The following is a 16,762-nucleotide window of genomic DNA, read 5'->3' as shown; positions in this document are numbered from 1 at the left end:
GGCCGGGGTGGGGGTCGCCTTGCTGGCGCTGGCGGGGTTCCTGCGGTCGCCGGTCGCGGTGGGGGCGGTGGTCGTGGCGGCGACGGCGGGGCGGGCGGCCGGCGCGGCGGGGGGCGCGGCGCTGGGGTACGCGGGGGCGCCCGCGTTGTTCGCCTACGGGGCGGCGGCCGGGGGCGCCGTCGTGCTGGTCCACCGGTTCCGGGAGCGGCTGGCGGCGGGAGACCGGGCGGACGACGCCGTGCGGACCGCGCTGGAGCGGACCGGTGGCGTCATAGCGACGACCTGCGCGGCCTGGGCGGTCGCCTGCGCCGCGCTGCCGCTGGTCGACGCGGGGACCGGGGGGCTCGGCCCCGCGCTCGCCGTCACGGCGGCGGCCGCCGCCCTCGTGCCGCTCACGCTGCTGCCCGCCCTGCTCGCCGTACTCGGCGACACCCTGGCGTGGCCGCCGCGCCGGCGCCGCGGCGGCGACCCCCCGCCCGTCACCGCCCGGCTCGGCCTGTCGGTGGCCGCCCGCCCCCGCCCATGGACGGCCCTCGCGGCGTCGCTCATCGCCGCACTGCCCGTGACCGGCGTGCTGCTGACCCGGTCCCCCCCACCGTTGGTGGTCGTCGCCGTGGCCGGGGTACTGACCGCGCTGGTCCTGGCGCTGGCCCTGCGCACCCTGATCGCGCCGGTCTACATCACGGCGGGCGCGCTGCTGGTCGCGTCGGGCGCCGGCACGGTGGCCGTGACCCCGCGCGGCCAACTGACCGTCTTCTTCTTCACCCTGGTGACGAACGTCTGCGCCGCCCTGCTGATCCTGGCCCGCGTACGCGAGACCACCCGCACCGGCCGCGCCCCCCGCACCAGCGCGTCCCTGTCGGTCAAGTACGCCGGCCCACCCGCCCTGGCCGTCCTCCTGGCATCCGGCGCTCTCATCGCCGGTACCTACGACCTGCTCTCCGCCGTGATGCTCACCATCGGCGGCACCGCCCTGGCCCTGATCATCGTCCCCACACTCACCACGCTTCTCGGCGAACGCGCCTGGTGGCCCGACACGCCCCCACCTCCCTCCTCCGCGAGACGCGAGGCCGGTGGGGGCGCCTTCGTGAGGTGAAGGGCCCCCGGCGGGGACGGGCCAAAGGGGTGGGTCAGTTGTTGTTGCCGGCGAGGAAGGCCAGGAGGTCCTGGCGGGTGATCAGGCCCACCGGCTTGCCGTCGTCGAGGACCACGGCGGCGTCGGCCTTCTCCAGGGCCTCGATGGCGACGGACAGGGGCTCACCGGAGCCGATGGTCGGCAAGGGGGCGGACATGTGGTCGGCGATGGGGTCCTCGGCCTTGACGCGGCCGTGGTAGAGCGCCTCCAGCAGGTCGCGTTCGACGATGGAGCCGACCACCTCGGCGGCCATGACGGGGGGCTCCTCCTTCATGACGGGGAGCTGGGAGACGCCGTACTCGCGCATGATCGCGATGGCGGTGCTGACGGACTCGTGGGGATGGGTGTGGACGAACTCGGGGAGGCCGGGGCCCTTGCGGCCGAGGACGTCGCCCACCAGGGCCTCGTCGCTCGTCGTGGTGAGGAAGCCGTAGTCGGCCATCCAGTCGTCGTTGAAGATCTTGGAGAGGTAGCCGCGGCCGCCGTCGGGGAGGAGGACGACGATCACGTCGTCGGGGCCGGCTTCGGCGGCGACGCGGAGGGCGGCCACGACGGCCATGCCGCAGGAGCCGCCGACCAGCAGGGCTTCCTCGCGGGCCAGGCGGCGGGTCATGCCGAAGGAGTCCTTGTCGGAGACCGCGATGACGCGGTCGGCCACGGTGGTGTCGTACGTGGCGGGCCAGATGTCCTCGCCGACGCCTTCCACCAGGTACGGGCGGCCGGTGCCGCCGGAGTAGACCGAGCCTTCGGGGTCGGCGCCGATGATCTGCACGCGGCCGCCGGAGACCTCCTTGAGGTAGCGGCCGGTGCCGCTGATGGTGCCGCCGGTGCCGATGCCGGCCACGAAATGGGTGATCCGGCCTTCGGTCTGCTCCCAGATCTCCGGGCCGGTGGAGTGGTAGTGGCTGGCCGGGTTCTCCTCGTTGGAGTACTGGTCGGGCTTCCAGGCGTTCGGCACCTCACGGGCCAGGCGGTCGGACACCGAGTAGTACGAGTCGGGGTGGTCGGGGGACACCGCGGTCGGGCACACCACCACTTCGGCGCCGTACGCGCGCAACACGGCGATCTTGTCGGCGGCCACCTTGTCCGGCACCACGAACAGGCAGCGGTAGCCCCTGTTCTGGGCCACGATGGCCAGCCCCACCCCGGTGTTCCCCGAGGTGGGTTCCACGATGACGCCGCCGGGACGCAGCGCGCCCGAGCGCTCGGCGGCCTCCACCATGCGCAGCGCGATGCGGTCCTTCACCGAACCGCCGGGGTTGAAGTACTCCACCTTGGCGAGAACCTGGGCCGGCAGTCCCGCCGTCACCTTGTGCAGCTTGACGAGCGGGGTGTTGCCCATGAGCTCGATGAGCGAGTTGTGTACGCGCACCGGGAATGTCTCCTCGATCACATGAATTGCAAGATTTGCGAGCTTGGTCGCCTAGCCGGCCGGACTGGCGAAGCTTGGTGGCTGTTCCCCGGCCGTTCAACTCCTCACCGTACCGTCACGACTACGACAGCAGCGGACATGTCCCGCGAGTCCCGCCCCCGTCCACCCGGAGGAGCGGCGACCATGGACGACGGACCGCCGGGGGCCCCCTGAGGAGCCCGGCCGCCACCCCGGAAAGCATCGAGGCGGCACGGGGCGAAGGATCTACTGGTCACCGTGGAAGGACTGACGAAGGAGATGTGGACGCCGGGAACCGCGCGAGCGGCCCGCCGGATCGCGACAGCCGCCGCCGTGGGAGGCGGCGGGGTCACCGCGCTCGGCGTGGCGGTGTACGGGCTGCTCCAAGTGGAAGCGTTGATCGCACGCAAGTCCATCGGCACGAGGTACGGCATGGACGGCCCGCCGGCCGACGGCCTGTACGGCGAGTGGCACGACCCTCGCGACCCGGGTGATCCGGGCGCGGAGGCGAGCCGCCCCATCAGGCTCGTCATGCTGGGCGACTCCACGGCCGTCGGCCTCGGTATGGACGGCCCTGAGACCACCCCGGGCGTCGTGATCGCCCGCGGCCTGGCCGAGGTGTCGGGCCGCCCGGTGAAGCTCGGTGTGCACGGCCGGTCCGGCTCGGTGTCCGCCGATCTGGTCTGGCAGGTGGACCGGGCGCTGAAGGCCGAGCCCGACGTCGTGGTGATCTTCGTGGGGGCCAACGACGTGACCACCAAGACCAAGCCCGCGCACGCCGTGCGGCACCTGCAGAAGGCCGTGCGCCGCCTGCGGGAGGCCGGGGCGGAGGTGGTGGTGGGCACCTGTCCCGACCTCGGCACGGTACGGCCCATCGGCCAGCCGTTGCGGTGGATGACCCGCGTGTGGAGCCGTCAGCTCGCGGCGGCGCAGACCGTGGGCGTGATCGAGGAGGGTGGACGCACGGTGGCGTTCGCCGACCTGCTCGGCCCGGAATTCGCCTCATATCCCGGCGAAATGTTCGGACCCGATCGTTTCCACCCATCTGCCAGAGGTTATGAACGCGCCGCACACGCGGTGCTACCGTCTGTATGCGCCGCGTTGGGGCTGCGGCCGGAACCGCAGCCGGAGCGCGGCGAGGGATCGCAACCGATTTACCTCGCGGCGGCCATCGCCGCGGAGGAGCCCGGCACCGAGGTCACCGCGGCCCGCGTCGCCGGCCGGGCGACCGGCCCCTACGGAAGATGGGCCACGCTACTTCGCCGACGGCCGGGAGCGATGCCCCACGGCGCCTAGATCCGGTCACACTCCGCGACGGGGTCGTCACTTTCTCCCCGCATTGGAGTGGAATGCCCGTGATCCGGCCTCTCGCGACACCGGTCGTCGCGCTCGCGGCCACCCTCGCCCTCGCCGGCTGCTCCGGCAGCGGGGCGGCCGCCGAGGCGCCCCGACCGGCCTGGCACAACACCGAGGTGAACGCCGTCAGCCGCGCCGCCGTGGCCGCCGGGGTCGCCGCGGTGACCTCGATGAAGCCGGACGGCACCCTGGAGACCGTCGCGCTCGACCTCACCGCGGGCCGCGTGTCGTGGCGGCGGCCCGCGACGCTCGCCGGGCGCCTGCCCGGCATGGGCGTGCCGCCGCCCGCCGCCGTCCAGACGGCCGGCGGGCAGGGCGTCGTGGCGGCCGCCGCCCCCGGGGGGCCGGGCGGCAAGGAGGCCCTGCTGGTGGCCACAGACGCCCGCACCGGGCGTGAGCTGTGGACCCGCCCGGTGCGCTCGACGTTCGGCCCGCAGCGCTGCGGGCCGTACCTCTGCGTGTCCGAGCACACCGCGCTGGCCGGCGCCCGCATGGTGGTGCTCGACCCGCTCACCGGCGCGGCGGTGTGGCGGCTGCCCGGCATCGCCGAGGCCGAGTGGTCCGACGCCTCCCGGGTCGTGGTGCTGCGCCTCGCCAAGCACCCCGCCCTGTCCGCGCACGATCTCAAGACCGGCAAGACGATCTGGGAACTGCCCGTGGAGCAGGCGCTGGCCCCCGGGGTGGACATGTCCGGCGGGTGGTCGTTCGGCGCCGCGGGCGGCGACCTGATCGGCTACGTCGCCCCGTACACCAGCCCGCGCACCGGCCGCGCCTCGACGTTCGGCGTCTTCTCGGTGCGGCTCGCCGACGGCACGGTCAACTGGCTGCGTCCCTCGGTCGTGCGTGTCTACCCGAGCGGCAGCCCCGGGTTCGCCCCCGTCGTGCGCCCGGTGGACGAGCAGGGCCGGTACGGCGGCTTCGCCCGGCTGGACCCCGGCTCGGGGCGGGTGCTCGGGCAGATCACCGCCGACCAGGTGCCCGGCACCGGCTGGTGGCTGGCGTTCCCGCGCGACATGACGCGGCTCGGTTTCCTCAAGCCGAGCCGCCCCGGGGCGTCCTTCGAGCTGGCCTCGGGGCGGCCGGTGCCGGTCGCCGGTCAGCGCGGCTGGTCGTTCTGCGTGACCGATCCCAAGCCGCTGGCGCTGGTCAAGGAGACCCAGGGTTTCTACCCGGTGGCGTCGCTGTGCGAGTTCGACCTCGCGACGGGCGCGCGGGCGGCCTCCGGCGCCGTCCCGCCGCAGTGGTTCACCGGCAGCCAGGACGGCTGGCGGTTGTGGCGCGACGAGAAAGGCGGCCTGCACGCCGTCAGGGACGCCGCGGGCACCACACCGGGCATGTACGGCTGACCCGCGCCGCGGGCGAGTGGCGCCTCCTGCCGTCGCGACGCGGCAGGGGGCGCCTGTGCTGTAGTACAAAGTTCTGTTTCTGGCGGCCCCGGCCGTGGTATCCGCACTACGGCGCGGTAACCTCCGCAACAGGGAGCCTGCCACGAACCCAGGAGAGCCAGATGCCCGAGGCAGTAATCGTCGCGACCGCACGTTCGCCGATCGGCCGAGCCTTCAAGGGGTCGCTCAAGGACATCCGTCCCGACGACCTGACCGCTCAGATGATCAAGGCGGCGCTGGACAAGGTGCCGCAACTCGACCCGCACGACGTCGACGATCTCATGCTGGGGTGCGGCCTGCCCGGCGGCGAGCAGGGCTTCAACATGGCCCGGGTGGTCACGGTGCTGCTCGGCCTGGACGACGTGCCCGGCACCACCGTCACCCGCTACTGCTCCTCCTCGCTGCAGACCACCCGCATGGCCTTCCACGCCATCAGGGCGGGCGAGGGCGACGTGTACATCTCGGCCGGCGTCGAGACCGTCTCACGGTTCGCCAAGGGCAGCAGCGACTCGTTGCCGGACACCACCAACCCGCTGTTCCTGCGGGGCAAGGAGCGCACCGACGCGCGGGCGGCCGGCGGCGCGGCCGAGTGGCACGACCCGCGTGAGAACGGCGAGCTGCCCGACGTCTACATCGCGATGGGCCAGACCGCCGAGAACGTCGCCCAGATCAAGGGCGTCAGCCGCCGCGAGCAGGACGAGTTCGGCGTGCGGTCGCAGAACCTCGCCGAGAAGGCCCTCGCCAACGGCTTCTGGGAGCAGGACATCACCCCGGTGACGCTGCCCGACGGCAGCGTGGTCGGCAAGGACGACGGGCCGCGGCCGGGCACGACGTACGAGGCCGTGTCGCAGCTCAAGCCGGTGTTCCGCCCGGACGGCACGGTCACCGCGGGCAACTGCTGCCCGCTCAACGACGGCGCCGCCGCGGTGATCGTGATGAGCGACGTCAAGGCCGCCGAGCTCGGCATCACGCCGCTGGCCCGCATCGTGTCCACCGGCGTCACCGGCCTGTCGCCGGAGATCATGGGCCTCGGCCCGGTCGAGGCGTCCCGCCAGGCGCTGAGCCGGGCCGGCATGTCCATCGACGACGTCGACCTGGTCGAGATCAACGAGGCGTTCGCCGCCCAGGTGATCCCGTCCTACCGGGAGCTCGGCATCGACCTCGACCGGCTCAACGTCAACGGCGGCGCCATCGCCGTCGGGCACCCGTTCGGCATGACGGGCGCCCGGATCACCTCGACCCTGCTCAACGGCCTGCGTTTCCACGACAAGACGATCGGGCTGGAGACGATGTGCGTCGGCGGCGGCCAGGGCATGGCCATGCTGCTGGAGCGCCTGAGTTAGGAGGCTCAGCCCATGTAGTCGGGGCCGGCCCGCTTGATGTTGATGCGGACCAGCACGTTGCGCTGCGTCCGCATCGCCTCGCGGTACTCGTCCCAGTTCGGGTGCTCACCCGAGACCGCGCGGAAGTACTCGACGAGGCCCTCTTCGGCCTCCGGCATGGGGATCACCTCGGCGACCCCCTCGATCTGGACCCACTCCCCGAGGAACGCGTCGACCATCACGCACAGGGAGACGTCGGGGTTGCGGCGGAGCTGCTTGGCCTTGGCCGCGCTCTCGCGGGTGCTGACGACGGCGTAGCCTTCGGCGTCGATGCCCACGACCACAGGGGACATCTGCGGGTGGCCGTCGGCGCGCCAGGTCTGAATCACCGCGCGGTGGTTGTTCCTGATGAAATCACGGGCCTTGTCGAGATCCATGTGCCCATGATGACCGATCATCCGGCAGAACAGCGCCCACGCCACTGGGCGGCGTGGGCGCACTGGGGTGGGCAGGGGCTACAGGAAGCCCATGCGGGAACGGCGGTTCCGCTCGTGCTCGATGACGATCGCGGCGGCGTAGCCGTGGGTGAGCCCGTGCTCGTCGGCGAGCCAGTTAGCCCGCTCGTCACACCGTAGGAAAGCCGGGCCGTTGTCGATGGCTTGGAACCACTCTGGGAGTGCGCGTCCGGTGATGTCCGGAACCCTGGCGATCAGTTTGTTCTGCATCTCCGGTGAGTGGTTCAACGACATGGGCACCTCCATGAGTGAAGCCTCTTTGGGACGACACTGCATCACCGAGGCTCCGATGGCAAGCCCCAAATGGCCAGCCTTCTCTTACAAAACGTAGATCGTCGGTGGCGGAGCGTGCGACGACCAAAGGTTCACCTGGGTCCCGGCAAAGCGTGTGCCCCGCCGGGGACCGGCGGGGCACACGGTATGCCAGAGTGGATGAGGCCCGAAATCAGCCGTTAATCGTTGTTGAAGAAGTAGCTGAGGAAGCGAAGGATCTCGAGGTAGATCCAGACGAGGCTCACCGTGAGGCCGAACGCCATCAGCCAGGAGTACTTCTCCGGCACGCCGGCCCGCAGGCCCTGCTCCACCGCGTCGAAGTCGAGGAGCAGGAAGAAGCAGCCGAGCAGGATCATCGCGATGCTGAAGATCCAGCCGAGCGGGCTGTCGGTGCGCAGGCCGAGACCGCCCGGCACGAAGAGACCGAAGATCAGGTTGAGAACGATCAGGCCCATGGCGGCGAACGCCGCCCCGATGACGAACTTGGTGAACTTCGGCGTGGGCCGGAAGATCTTCAGGGCGTAGACCGCCAGCACGCCGCCGAACGCCACCATCGTGCCGAACGCGGCGGCGATGACGATGCCGTCGAACGCCGTGTTGTACAAGCGGCTGATCACCCCGATGGCCACGCCGTACGAGACGGAGTAGCCGAGGATCAGCACGGGGTTGGTGCTCTGCCGGAACGAGACGATCAGGCCGAGCACCAGGCCGACGATCACGCCCGCGACCGCGAAGCCGATGCCCAGGTTGAAGTACCAGGCGAGGGCCGCGGAGAGCACCAGGGTGCCGAGCGTGATGAAACCGCGGACGACGACGTCGTCGATCGTCATCGGCCGCGCCGCCGTCGGCGGGGAGTACGAGGGCGCGTCGTACATGTCTCGCAGATGCTGCGGGCTGGCCATCGGGCCCGCCCCGTACTGCTGGCGGTTGTTCTGACCCAGCCGGCCGATGACCGGGTTCCTGCTCTGCATCACTGCCTCCACTGCGACCTGCGATCAGCCTGTTCGGTCGAGTCGGTCGAGCCGCACAGGGAGTGCCGCGAGTTTCCTTAAGGATTACATCAGCCGCGGCCACCCGGAAGGAGCCGGCCGCGGCAGGCCGCCGGATGATCGGTCCAGCGGCACCGGATACAACGAAGGAGTCCCGCGAGGAGTTCCGAGGCCCCAGATTGCGTTTCGGTCACTTCGCGACGGCCACGGCCGCGCGGGGCGGCGGACCCTCCGCGAGGGCGGTCCGCCGGACGTCCGGAAGCGCGGGGACGGGGGCGCCCCGGGAAGGGCTCAGGCGGGGCGGCGGGGACGGGGCGGCGTCCGGGGACGTGGGGGATGAGAGGACCCGGCCGATATTCACCTCTACGGAGGAAATTTCCCTATGTTCGGCGATAATCCGTTTTTCACTTACTAGCGCGGGATTAGCGGAGGACTCACTTACTGGCAGGGGCACACCCAGGGAGGGCCGGATCGGATCGGCACGGAATGGTAACGATTTCCCCGGGACAGGGAGCAACCAGGCGCTTGACCAGCGGAGAACCCCTGCGATAAAGCCTGACGGGGTGTGCTGAACCATCGAGGATATCGGAACTTCAGGCGAGATGTGCGGCAGGGCGTTTCTTTAGACGGCCGAGGGTGCCCCCGGTGGGACTCGAACCCACACTGGAACCCTTTTAAGGGGTTTGCCTCTGCCATTGGGCTACGGGGGCGCCGTAATCATACGTAACGGACCACACTTGCGTAACGGGTCAGAGCCCACGTCTACCGACTTCTGTCTGTAGTCCGCTGGATAACGATATACGGCGCGTGCCCCCACGACTCGGGCAATGAACAACAGACCGCTCAAGTGGCCCATTTTTCTCCGCGCCCCCCGTTCCCCCGTGCTTCCCCTTGTAAGGCCTCCGACAGAACAGTACGGCCCGCGCCACACGGCGCGGGCCGTACCCCGTCCCGACGGCGTCCCCTCAGCCGGTCGCGGCGGCCGCGCGGAACTCGTCGCGCGGGGTCTCGATCTCGCCGAGCGAGACGGTCTCCCGCTTGAAGAACAACGCGAGCGTCCAGTCGGCCACCACCCGCACCTTGCGGTTCAGGGTGGGCACCCGCGACAGGTGGTAGGTGCGGTGCATGAACCACGCCGGGAGGCCGTGCAGCTTGACGCCGTAGACGTTGGCCACGCCCTTGTGGAGGCCGAGCCCGGCCACCGACCCGGCGTACTTGTGGCGGTAGGTCTTCAGCGGGCGGCCGGAAAGGTGGCGCACGATGTTCTCGGCGAGCACCTTGGCCTGCCGCACGGCGTGCTGGGCGTTCGGCGCGCAGTACTTGCCGGGGTTGGTCACGTCCGGCACGCCCGCCACGTCGCCCGCGGCGAACGCGTCGTCGGTGCCGGCCACGGTGAGCTGGGCGGTGGTCTTCACCCGGCCGCGCTCGTCCAGCGGCAGGTCGCCGGCGTTCACCACCGGGTTGGCCTTCACGCCGGCCGTCCACACGATGGTGGCCGACTCGAACTCGTCGCCGTCCGACAGCTTCACGAGCCCGCCGACGCAGGACTTCAGGAGCGTCTGCATCTTCACGTCGATGCCCCGGGCGCGCAGTTCCTCCAGCGTCCACAGGCCCATCTCCGGGCCGACCTCCGGCAGGATGCGGTCGCTGGCCTCCACCAGCACCCAGCGCAGGTCCTTCTCGCTGAGGGTGCCGTAGTACTTGACGGCGTCCCTGGCCATGTCCTCGAGTTCCGCCAGGGCCTCGACGCCGGCGAAGCCCGCGCCGACCACCACGAAGGTGAGCGCGCGGCTCCGTACCCGCTCGTCGTCGGTGGCGTCGGCCCGGTCGAGCATGCCGAGCACCCGGTTGCGCAGGGCGATGGCCTCGCCGACCGACTTGAACCCGATCGCGGCGTCCGCCAGCCCCGGGATCGGCAGCGTGCGCGACACCGAGCCGGCGGCCATCACGATGACGTCGTACTCCAGGTCCATGGCCGGCCCGACGAGGGGCTGGAAGGTGACGGACCTGTTCTCGTGGTGCACCTTGGTGACCTTGCCGTTGAGCACGCGGACGCCCGGCAGCACGCGCCGCAGCGGCGTGACGACATGACGGGGGGACAGGTTGCCCGCCGCCGCCTCCGGCAGGAAGGGCTGGTAGGTCATGTAGGACTGCGGGTCGACGATGCTGATCCGCACCTTCCCGGACCGCAGCTCCCGCCGCAGCATGCGCTGCAACCGGAGCCCGGTGTACAGCCCGACGTATCCGCCGCCGACGATCAGGATGTGCTTGGCCTTGTGGTTCACGTCAGTGCCCCTTCGCGGCATGGTCGCTTGTGAAACCATTCACAAGCTTACGTCACGTACAAGCCTCGGGGCCAATCGGATATTCCTGATTTGGTCGATCAACGGGCCAGGGCCGCGGCGCGGGTGAAGACCGCGTCGAGCATCGGCGCGGTGACCCGGCCGGTGAAGGTGTTCTGCTGGCTCGGGTGGTAACACCCGAGCAGGTGGACGGCGGCGCCGCCGAGGCTCAGCGGGACCTCGGCGCCGTGACCGAAGGGCGGGCGGGTGCGGGGTAAGGCGTACCCGGCGGCCCTCAGCGCGGGCCAGACGGCCTGCCAGGCGTAGCCGCCGAGGCAGACGACGACCCGCAGCGACGGGGCCACCAGCTCCAGCTCACGCGCCAGCCAGGGGTAGCAGGCTGCCCGCTCCTGCGGCGTGGGCTTGTTGGCGGGCGGGGCGCAGCGGACGGCGGCGACCAGGCGGGCGCCGATGAGACGCTGGCCGTCCCCGGCGTGCGTGCTGGTGGGCAGGGCCGCGAAGCCGGTGCGGTGCAGGGACGCGAACAGCCAGTCGCCGCTGCGGTCCCCGGTGAACACCCGCCCGGTGCGGTTGCCGCCGTGCGCCGCCGGGGCGAGCCCCACCAGCAGCACCCCCGGCGCGTCGTCGCCCCACCCCGCGATGGGCCGCCCCCAGTACGTCTCGTCGCGGTACGCCCGCCGCCGGACGTCCGCGACCTCCTCCCGCCATTCGACCAGGCGCGGGCAGGCCCGGCACACCGACTGCCGCGCCGTCAGCTCCCCGAGCGTGCCGCTGGCCCGCGCCAGCTCCCGCACGTCCTCCGGGGTCCGCGCCACCGGGGTGCCAGGACCGGCCGGATCCTCCGGCCAGCCACTCCCAGGTGGGACGAAACTCACACCGCCCCCACCCGGACCGCCTCCCGGCGGACGGCCCCCACCCGGCTCTCCCGGCGGACGGCCCCCACCCGGCTCTCCCAGCGGACGGTCCCCACCCGGCTCTCCCGGTGGACGGCCCTCCGGCGGGTGTCCGGGCTCGTCACGACGGGGACTCCTGGCCGAGGCCGCGGGCGATGCCGTCGAGGATGTCGTGCTCGCTGACCAGCACGTCGTCGAAGCCGAAGCGCCGCACGACACGGTCGAGGATCAGCGCGCCCGCGCCGATCACGTCCACCCGGCCGGGGTGCATGACGGGGATCGCCGCGCGCTCGTCGTGCGTCATGGCGAGCAGCCGGCGGGACACCGCGTGGACCTCGGCCGCCGGCACGCGTGAGCCGTGGATGCGGGCCGGGTCGTAGGCGGACAGGCCGAGGGCGATGCCGGCGACGGTGGTGACCGAGCCGGCGAGGCCGATGAGGGTGCGCGCCCGGGACACCGGCACCTCGGCCGCCACCCGATCCAGGGCCGCGTCGATGTCCGCGGTCGCCGCCGCCACCGCCGCGCCGGTCGCCCCGTCGGAGAAATGGCGCTCGGTGAGACGTACGCACCCGATGTCCACCGAGATGGCGACGTCCACGTCCGCGGTGCCGAGCACGAACTCGGTGGACCCGCCGCCGATGTCCACCACCAGCACCGGCGGCGCCGCCCCGGTGAGCCCGGCGGTGGCGCCGAGGAAGGACAGGTGGGCCTCCTCGGCCCCGGTGACCACCTCGGGCCGCACGCCGAAGATCTCGCGCACGCCGTCGGCGAACTCGGCCCGGTTGCTGGCGTCCCGCGTGGCGCTGGTGGCCACCACCCGCACCCGGGTCGCGCCGTGCGAGCGTACGAGCTTGGCGTAGCCGCGCATCGCGGTGAACGTGCGTTCCAGGGCCTCGGGGGCCAGCCGCCCCGTGCGGTCCACCCCCGCGCCGAGGCGCACGATCTCCATGCGCCGCTCGACGTCGGACAGCTCACGCCCGGCGAGATCGGCGATGAGCAGCCGCACCGAGTTGGTCCCGCAGTCGATGGCCGCCACCCGCGTCATGCGTCCTCCTCCGGCTCCCCGTGCGCCACAACGGGCACGCCCTGCACGCAGGGCCCGTCCTTCCACCAGTCGGGCAGCGCGTCCAGCGCCTCCCGGCCGAGCGGATTGCTTCCGGGCACCGCCAGCTCATGCCCCACCAGGGCGTGCAGACACTTCACCCGGTCCGGCATTCCGCCCGCGCTCTGCGTGCCGCGCGGCAGCGGCTCGACCCCCTGCTCGGCCGCCGCCCGGTCCCGCCGGGCGATGTAGTCCGCGTGCGCGGCGGCGTACGCCTCGGCGAGGGCCGGGTCCCCGGCCAGCCGGTCCCGCATGTCGGCCATCATGCCGGTCGACTCCAGCGTGCCGATCGCCGAGGCGGCCCTCGGGCACGTCAGGTAGTACAGGGTGGGGAACGGCGAGCCGTCGGGCAGCCGCGGCGCCGTCTCGACCACGTCGGGCAGGCCGCACGGACAGCGGTGCGCCACCGCGCGCAGCCCCCGGGGCGGCCTGCCGAGCTGCCGTTCCACCGCGGCCGCGTCGGCCGGATCCATCATCTCGCTCCCGTCACGGGGCGGGTGTGCGGCCCGCCTCCACTCGCCGCCCGTCCCCGCGGTCGGCGGCCTCGATCGACTCCCACAGCGTCTGGTACCACGGCGCCTTGGCCCGCGGGGTCGCCCCCGCCTTCGGCCGGCCGGCCTGCCGCGCGGGGTCCCGCACGACGTAGCACTTCTCGCCGGTGCCGCAGTAGTGCAGCCGCAGCCGGGCCTGCTGCCGGATGTACGCGGGATCGTCCAGCTGCTTGCTGCGTTCCGCCAGCTCCGCGAGGTCCTTGAGCGCCTCGGCCTGCTGCCGCTCCAACTGGGCGATCTGGCGCCGCTGCGCGACGTACTCACGGATCGGGTAGGCGAGGCTCATGGCGATGGCGCAGACCACGACGGCGAGGATCGCCGCCCGGCCGGTGAGCTGCGGACGCTTCTTCATGCTCCTCCCAGGGTCGGTACGGCCCGCGCGCCGGGGTCCGGCGGCGCGGGCCGCAGGAGGAACAAACTAGCCCTGGAAGCGCGGGAAAGCTCCGCGACCCGCGTAACGGGCGGTGTCATCGAGGAGTTCCTCGATGCGCAGGAGCTGGTTGTACTTGGCCACGCGGTCCGAGCGGGCCGGGGCGCCGGTCTTGATCTGGCCGCAGTTGGTGGCCACCGCGAGGTCGGCGATCGTGGTGTCCTCGGTCTCGCCGGACCGGTGGCTCATCATGCAGCGGTAGCCGCTGCGGTGGGCCAGGTCGACGGCGTCGAGGGTCTCGGTGAGGGTGCCGATCTGGTTGACCTTCACCAGCAGCGCGTTGGCGACGCCCTGCTCGATGCCGCGGGCCAGCCGCTCGGGGTTGGTGACGAACAGGTCGTCGCCCACGAGCTGCACCTTGCTGCCGAGGGAGTCGGTCATGGCCTTCCAGCCCGACCAGTCCTCCTCGTCCAGCGGGTCCTCGATGGAGACCAGCGGGTAGGAGCGGACCAGGTCCTCGTAGAAGGCGATGAGCTCCTGCGCGCTGTGGCCCTTGCCGTCCAGGGTGTACACGCCGGCCTCGTGGAACTCGGTGGCCGCGACGTCCAGCGCGAGCGCGATGTCGGTGCCCGGGGTGAGGCCGGCCTTCTCGATGGCCACGAGGATCAGGTCGAGCGCGTCGCGGTTGCTCGGCAGGTTGGGGGCGAAGCCGCCCTCGTCGCCGAGGCCGGTGCCGTAGCCCTTGGACTTGAGCACGCTCTTGAGCGCGTGGTAGGTCTCGGCGCCCATGCGCAGCGCCTCGGAGAACGTGGACGCGCCGATCGGCGCGATCATGAACTCCTGGATGTCGACGTTGCTGTCGGCGTGCGCGCCGCCGTTGAGGATGTTCAGCATCGGCACCGGCAGCACGTGGGCGTTCGGGCCGCCGAGGTAGCGGAACAGCGGCAGGTCGGAGCTCTGGGCGGCGGCCTTGGCCACCGCCAGGGAGACGCCGAGGATGGCGTTGGCGCCGAGGCGGCCCTTGTTCGGGGTGGCGTCCATGTCGAGCATCGTCTGGTCGACGAAGCGCTGGTCGGTGGCCTCGATGCCGAGGATCTCCGCGGCGATCTCGTCGGTGACGTTCAGCACGGCCTTCTGCACGCCCTTGCCGCCGAACCGCTCGTCGCCGTCGCGCAGCTCCACGGCCTCGAACTGGCCGGTGGACGCGCCGCTCGGCACCGCGGCCCGGCCCTCGCTGTCGTCGTCGAGCAGGACGTCCACCTCGACGGTGGGGTTGCCCCGGGAGTCGAGGATCTCGCGGGCGGTAACAGCCTCGATCGCAGCCACGAAGCTCTCCTAGAAGATGTCAGGCCGGGGGCGCCCCCCGGTCACCGCGCCATCGTGCGCGATGTGGTTTTGGATGTTTTGCCGCACGAGCCTATCGGGACCCGCGACGTGTCACGCGACCGCTCCCCACCCGGGTACGTTATCGCAGCTCGCGCCGCCTTCCGTCACCCGCCGGAGCCGCGCGAACGCTCCCAGGCGCGCACCCGGTCGCGGTAGTCGCGGGCCGCGGCGCGCAGTTCGGCCTCGGGGTCGAGACCCGCGGCCCTGGCCCGGCCCACCAGGTCGAACAGCTCGCGGCCGACGCCCTGGCCGACGGCGCGGGCCAGCGAGGACGGCACGCCTGCCCGCTCGGCGCGGCTCTGCAGGCCGTTGGCCAGTGACAGGGCGGGCTGGCCCATCGGCACGCCGTCCAGCAGGGACTCCCAGCCCTTGGCGGCCCGCTCGGCGGCCTTGATGGTGTCCCAGTTGTCGCTGACCTCGTCGGCGCCGCTCACGGCGGTGCCGGAGAACACATGGGGGTGGCGGCGCACCAGCTTGTCGACGATGCCGGCCGCCACGTCGTCCACGTCGAAGCCGCCCTCGTCCGGGGGGCGCTCCTGGGCCAGGCGGGCGTGGAAGACCACCTGGAGCAGCAGGTCGCCGAGCTCCTCGCGCAGCGCCGCGTGGTCGCCTTCCTCGATGGTCTCCAGGACCTCGTAGGCCTCTTCCATGAGGTACGGCACCAGCGACTCGTGGGTCTGCTTGCGGTCCCACGGGCACGAGCGGCGCAGCCGGTCCATCACGGTGACCAGGTCGAGCACGCGCGAGCCCGGCAGGTCGTACGACCCGGGGACCACCTCGATCACCGGCGGCTCGGGCAGCGCGAGCGCGGCGTGGCCGACGGCGCGCATGAGGGCCTCGTCGCCCTCCGGCGAGGCCAGCCACACGACGTCGCCCTCGGTGCCCCGGCGGGCGAGGGCGGCGGCGTCCGGCGTCACGACCTCGACGGCGACGCCCTCCTCGGCGAGGTACGGCAGCGCCGGATGATCGGGCGTGCCGGTGAGCACCGGGCCGTCCTTGAGCACCGCCCACGCCCGGCCGCTGAGCAGGCCGGGCGCCACCCGCGGCGAGGTGGTGACAAGGACGAGCGTCACGAGCCCGACTGGCCCGACTGGTCGGGCTGCCCGGCGGCGGGGTCCTGCGGGTTCGGCGGCTGGGAGGCCGGGGTGCCGAAGCGGTTGCTGTCGACCAGGCCCTGCTGGAGGTTCCACTCGCCGAAGCGGTGGGAGACCGCGACCGGGATCTTGTCCATCTGCTCGAACAACTTCTGCTGCGCGACCTGCGTGGAGGCCTGGTCGCTCAGGTTGGCGCCGAACTTCTCCAGGGACCGCTGGTAGATCACCGCGGTGCGGATCCAGTGGCGGGTCTCCGACGGCGGCACGCCACGCGTGAGCGCCGCGGGGCCGATGCGCTCGAGGCCGCCCTGCTCGGCGATGAACTTGTCGACGTCGCCCTCGGTGACCGTGACGCCGTTGAGCGCGGCGAACTGCTCGAACTGCCGGAAGTTGATCAACTGGAGCAGGACCGCCTTCGGCACCGACTCCATCTGGAGCTGGCTCTCCGGGATCTTGGCCTTCTGCAGCGCGGCACGGTACTCGGTGACGTCCGCGGTCAGCTCCTTGGAGGTGATCCGGGCGTCGCCGACCGTGGCCGCCGTGCCGACCCCGACCGGGGACGAGGAGCAGGCGGTCAGCGCGACACCCGCGGCCACCGCGGCCAGCAGCACGCGCACAGCGTTCGACTTCACGTGAGGTCCCTTCAACAGACGCGGGTAACTCTACTCAAACCCGCGAGTGGGGTCACCGGCCGTACC

17 protein-coding genes and 1 tRNA gene are annotated in these 16,762 nt (G+C 72.0%); 4 read left to right on the top strand and 14 right to left on the bottom strand.

Features of this window, described 5'->3' with window-relative positions:
- On the top strand, positions 1–1,096 hold a 1,096-nt coding region (locus ABGB17_RS24355; protein ID WP_347633347.1), incomplete at its 5' end, for an MMPL family transporter.
- Positions 1,097–1,130: 34 nt separating this feature from the next.
- Here ABGB17_RS24355 and ABGB17_RS24350 read toward each other — a convergent pair.
- Positions 1,131–2,507: a cystathionine beta-synthase gene (locus ABGB17_RS24350; protein ID WP_347633345.1), complete on the bottom strand. Its 1,377-nt coding sequence runs from the start codon at positions 2,505–2,507 to the stop codon at positions 1,131–1,133.
- Between the two features lie 276 nt (positions 2,508–2,783).
- Here ABGB17_RS24350 and ABGB17_RS24345 point away from each other — a divergent pair, with 276 nt between their 5' ends.
- The 3 genes from ABGB17_RS24345 (at position 2,784) to ABGB17_RS24335 (ending at position 6,609) form a co-directional block, all read left to right on the top strand.
- Positions 2,784–3,821, top strand: coding sequence for an SGNH/GDSL hydrolase family protein (locus ABGB17_RS24345; RefSeq protein WP_347633343.1), 1,038 nt, complete (start codon positions 2,784–2,786; stop codon positions 3,819–3,821).
- Positions 3,822–3,874: 53 nt separating this feature from the next.
- A complete protein-coding gene (locus tag ABGB17_RS24340; RefSeq protein WP_347633341.1) occupies positions 3,875–5,227 on the top strand; it encodes a PQQ-binding-like beta-propeller repeat protein in 1,353 nt (450 codons plus the stop codon).
- 161 nt (positions 5,228–5,388) lie between these two features.
- Positions 5,389–6,609: an acetyl-CoA C-acetyltransferase gene (locus tag ABGB17_RS24335; protein ID WP_347633339.1), complete on the top strand. Its 1,221-nt coding sequence runs from the start codon at positions 5,389–5,391 to the stop codon at positions 6,607–6,609.
- A 5-nt stretch (positions 6,610–6,614) separates the two neighbouring features.
- On the opposite strand, the gene ABGB17_RS24330 is transcribed toward ABGB17_RS24335, so the two are convergent.
- From ABGB17_RS24330 to ABGB17_RS24270, 13 genes are all read right to left on the bottom strand, one after another.
- Positions 6,615–7,025 (bottom strand): PPOX class F420-dependent oxidoreductase, encoded by a 411-nt coding sequence (locus ABGB17_RS24330; protein WP_347633337.1) that lies wholly within the window; start codon positions 7,023–7,025, stop codon positions 6,615–6,617.
- 78 nt (positions 7,026–7,103) lie between these two features.
- On the bottom strand, positions 7,104–7,337 hold the full coding sequence (locus ABGB17_RS24325; protein ID WP_347633335.1) for a DUF4287 domain-containing protein: 234 nt from the start codon (positions 7,335–7,337) through the stop codon (positions 7,104–7,106).
- Between the two features lie 218 nt (positions 7,338–7,555).
- Entirely contained in the window at positions 7,556–8,347 is a 792-nt protein-coding gene (locus ABGB17_RS24320) for a Bax inhibitor-1/YccA family protein (protein ID WP_347633333.1), read from the bottom strand.
- Between the two features lie 655 nt (positions 8,348–9,002).
- Positions 9,003–9,075, bottom strand: a tRNA-Leu gene (locus ABGB17_RS24315).
- Between the two features lie 255 nt (positions 9,076–9,330).
- Positions 9,331–10,689: an NAD(P)/FAD-dependent oxidoreductase gene (locus ABGB17_RS24310; protein WP_347633331.1), complete on the bottom strand. Its 1,359-nt coding sequence runs from the start codon at positions 10,687–10,689 to the stop codon at positions 9,331–9,333.
- 59 nt (positions 10,690–10,748) lie between these two features.
- Positions 10,749–11,543 (bottom strand): uracil-DNA glycosylase, encoded by a 795-nt coding sequence (locus ABGB17_RS24305; RefSeq protein ID WP_347633329.1) that lies wholly within the window; start codon positions 11,541–11,543, stop codon positions 10,749–10,751.
- A complete protein-coding gene (locus tag ABGB17_RS24300; RefSeq protein ID WP_347633327.1) occupies positions 11,540–11,686 on the bottom strand; it encodes a hypothetical protein in 147 nt (48 codons plus the stop codon). Before ABGB17_RS24300 ends, ABGB17_RS24305 begins: the two co-directional genes overlap by 4 nt.
- Complete coding sequence (locus ABGB17_RS24295; protein WP_347633325.1) at positions 11,683–12,606, bottom strand: Ppx/GppA phosphatase family protein; 924 nt, start codon at positions 12,604–12,606, stop codon at positions 11,683–11,685. The genes ABGB17_RS24300 and ABGB17_RS24295 overlap by 4 nt, the downstream gene beginning before the upstream one ends.
- A complete protein-coding gene (locus tag ABGB17_RS24290) occupies positions 12,603–13,139 on the bottom strand; it encodes a DUF501 domain-containing protein (RefSeq protein WP_347633323.1) in 537 nt (178 codons plus the stop codon). The genes ABGB17_RS24295 and ABGB17_RS24290 overlap by 4 nt, the downstream gene beginning before the upstream one ends.
- Positions 13,140–13,149: 10 nt before the next feature.
- Positions 13,150–13,566 (bottom strand): septum formation initiator family protein, encoded by a 417-nt coding sequence (locus ABGB17_RS24285; protein WP_347633321.1) that lies wholly within the window; start codon positions 13,564–13,566, stop codon positions 13,150–13,152.
- A 66-nt stretch (positions 13,567–13,632) separates the two neighbouring features.
- Positions 13,633–14,910, bottom strand: coding sequence for a phosphopyruvate hydratase (eno, locus tag ABGB17_RS24280; RefSeq protein WP_347633319.1), 1,278 nt, complete (start codon positions 14,908–14,910; stop codon positions 13,633–13,635).
- A 164-nt stretch (positions 14,911–15,074) separates the two neighbouring features.
- Positions 15,075–16,043 carry a MazG family protein gene (locus ABGB17_RS24275; RefSeq protein WP_347633317.1) on the bottom strand — a complete coding sequence of 323 codons (969 nt, stop codon included), beginning with the start codon at positions 16,041–16,043 and terminating at the stop codon, positions 15,075–15,077.
- Positions 16,040–16,696 carry a SurA N-terminal domain-containing protein gene (locus ABGB17_RS24270; protein WP_347633315.1) on the bottom strand — a complete coding sequence of 219 codons (657 nt, stop codon included), beginning with the start codon at positions 16,694–16,696 and terminating at the stop codon, positions 16,040–16,042. The genes ABGB17_RS24275 and ABGB17_RS24270 overlap by 4 nt, the downstream gene beginning before the upstream one ends.
- Between the last annotated feature and the right edge of the window lie 66 nt (positions 16,697–16,762).

Origin of the sequence: Sphaerisporangium sp. B11E5 (assembly GCF_039871875.1) — a bacterium.
In the GTDB taxonomy this organism is placed as follows: domain Bacteria; phylum Actinomycetota; class Actinomycetes; order Streptosporangiales; family Streptosporangiaceae; genus Sphaerisporangium.
The sequence above is the reverse complement of the archived record's forward strand: the minus strand, read 5'-3'. Positions and strand labels throughout refer to the sequence as shown.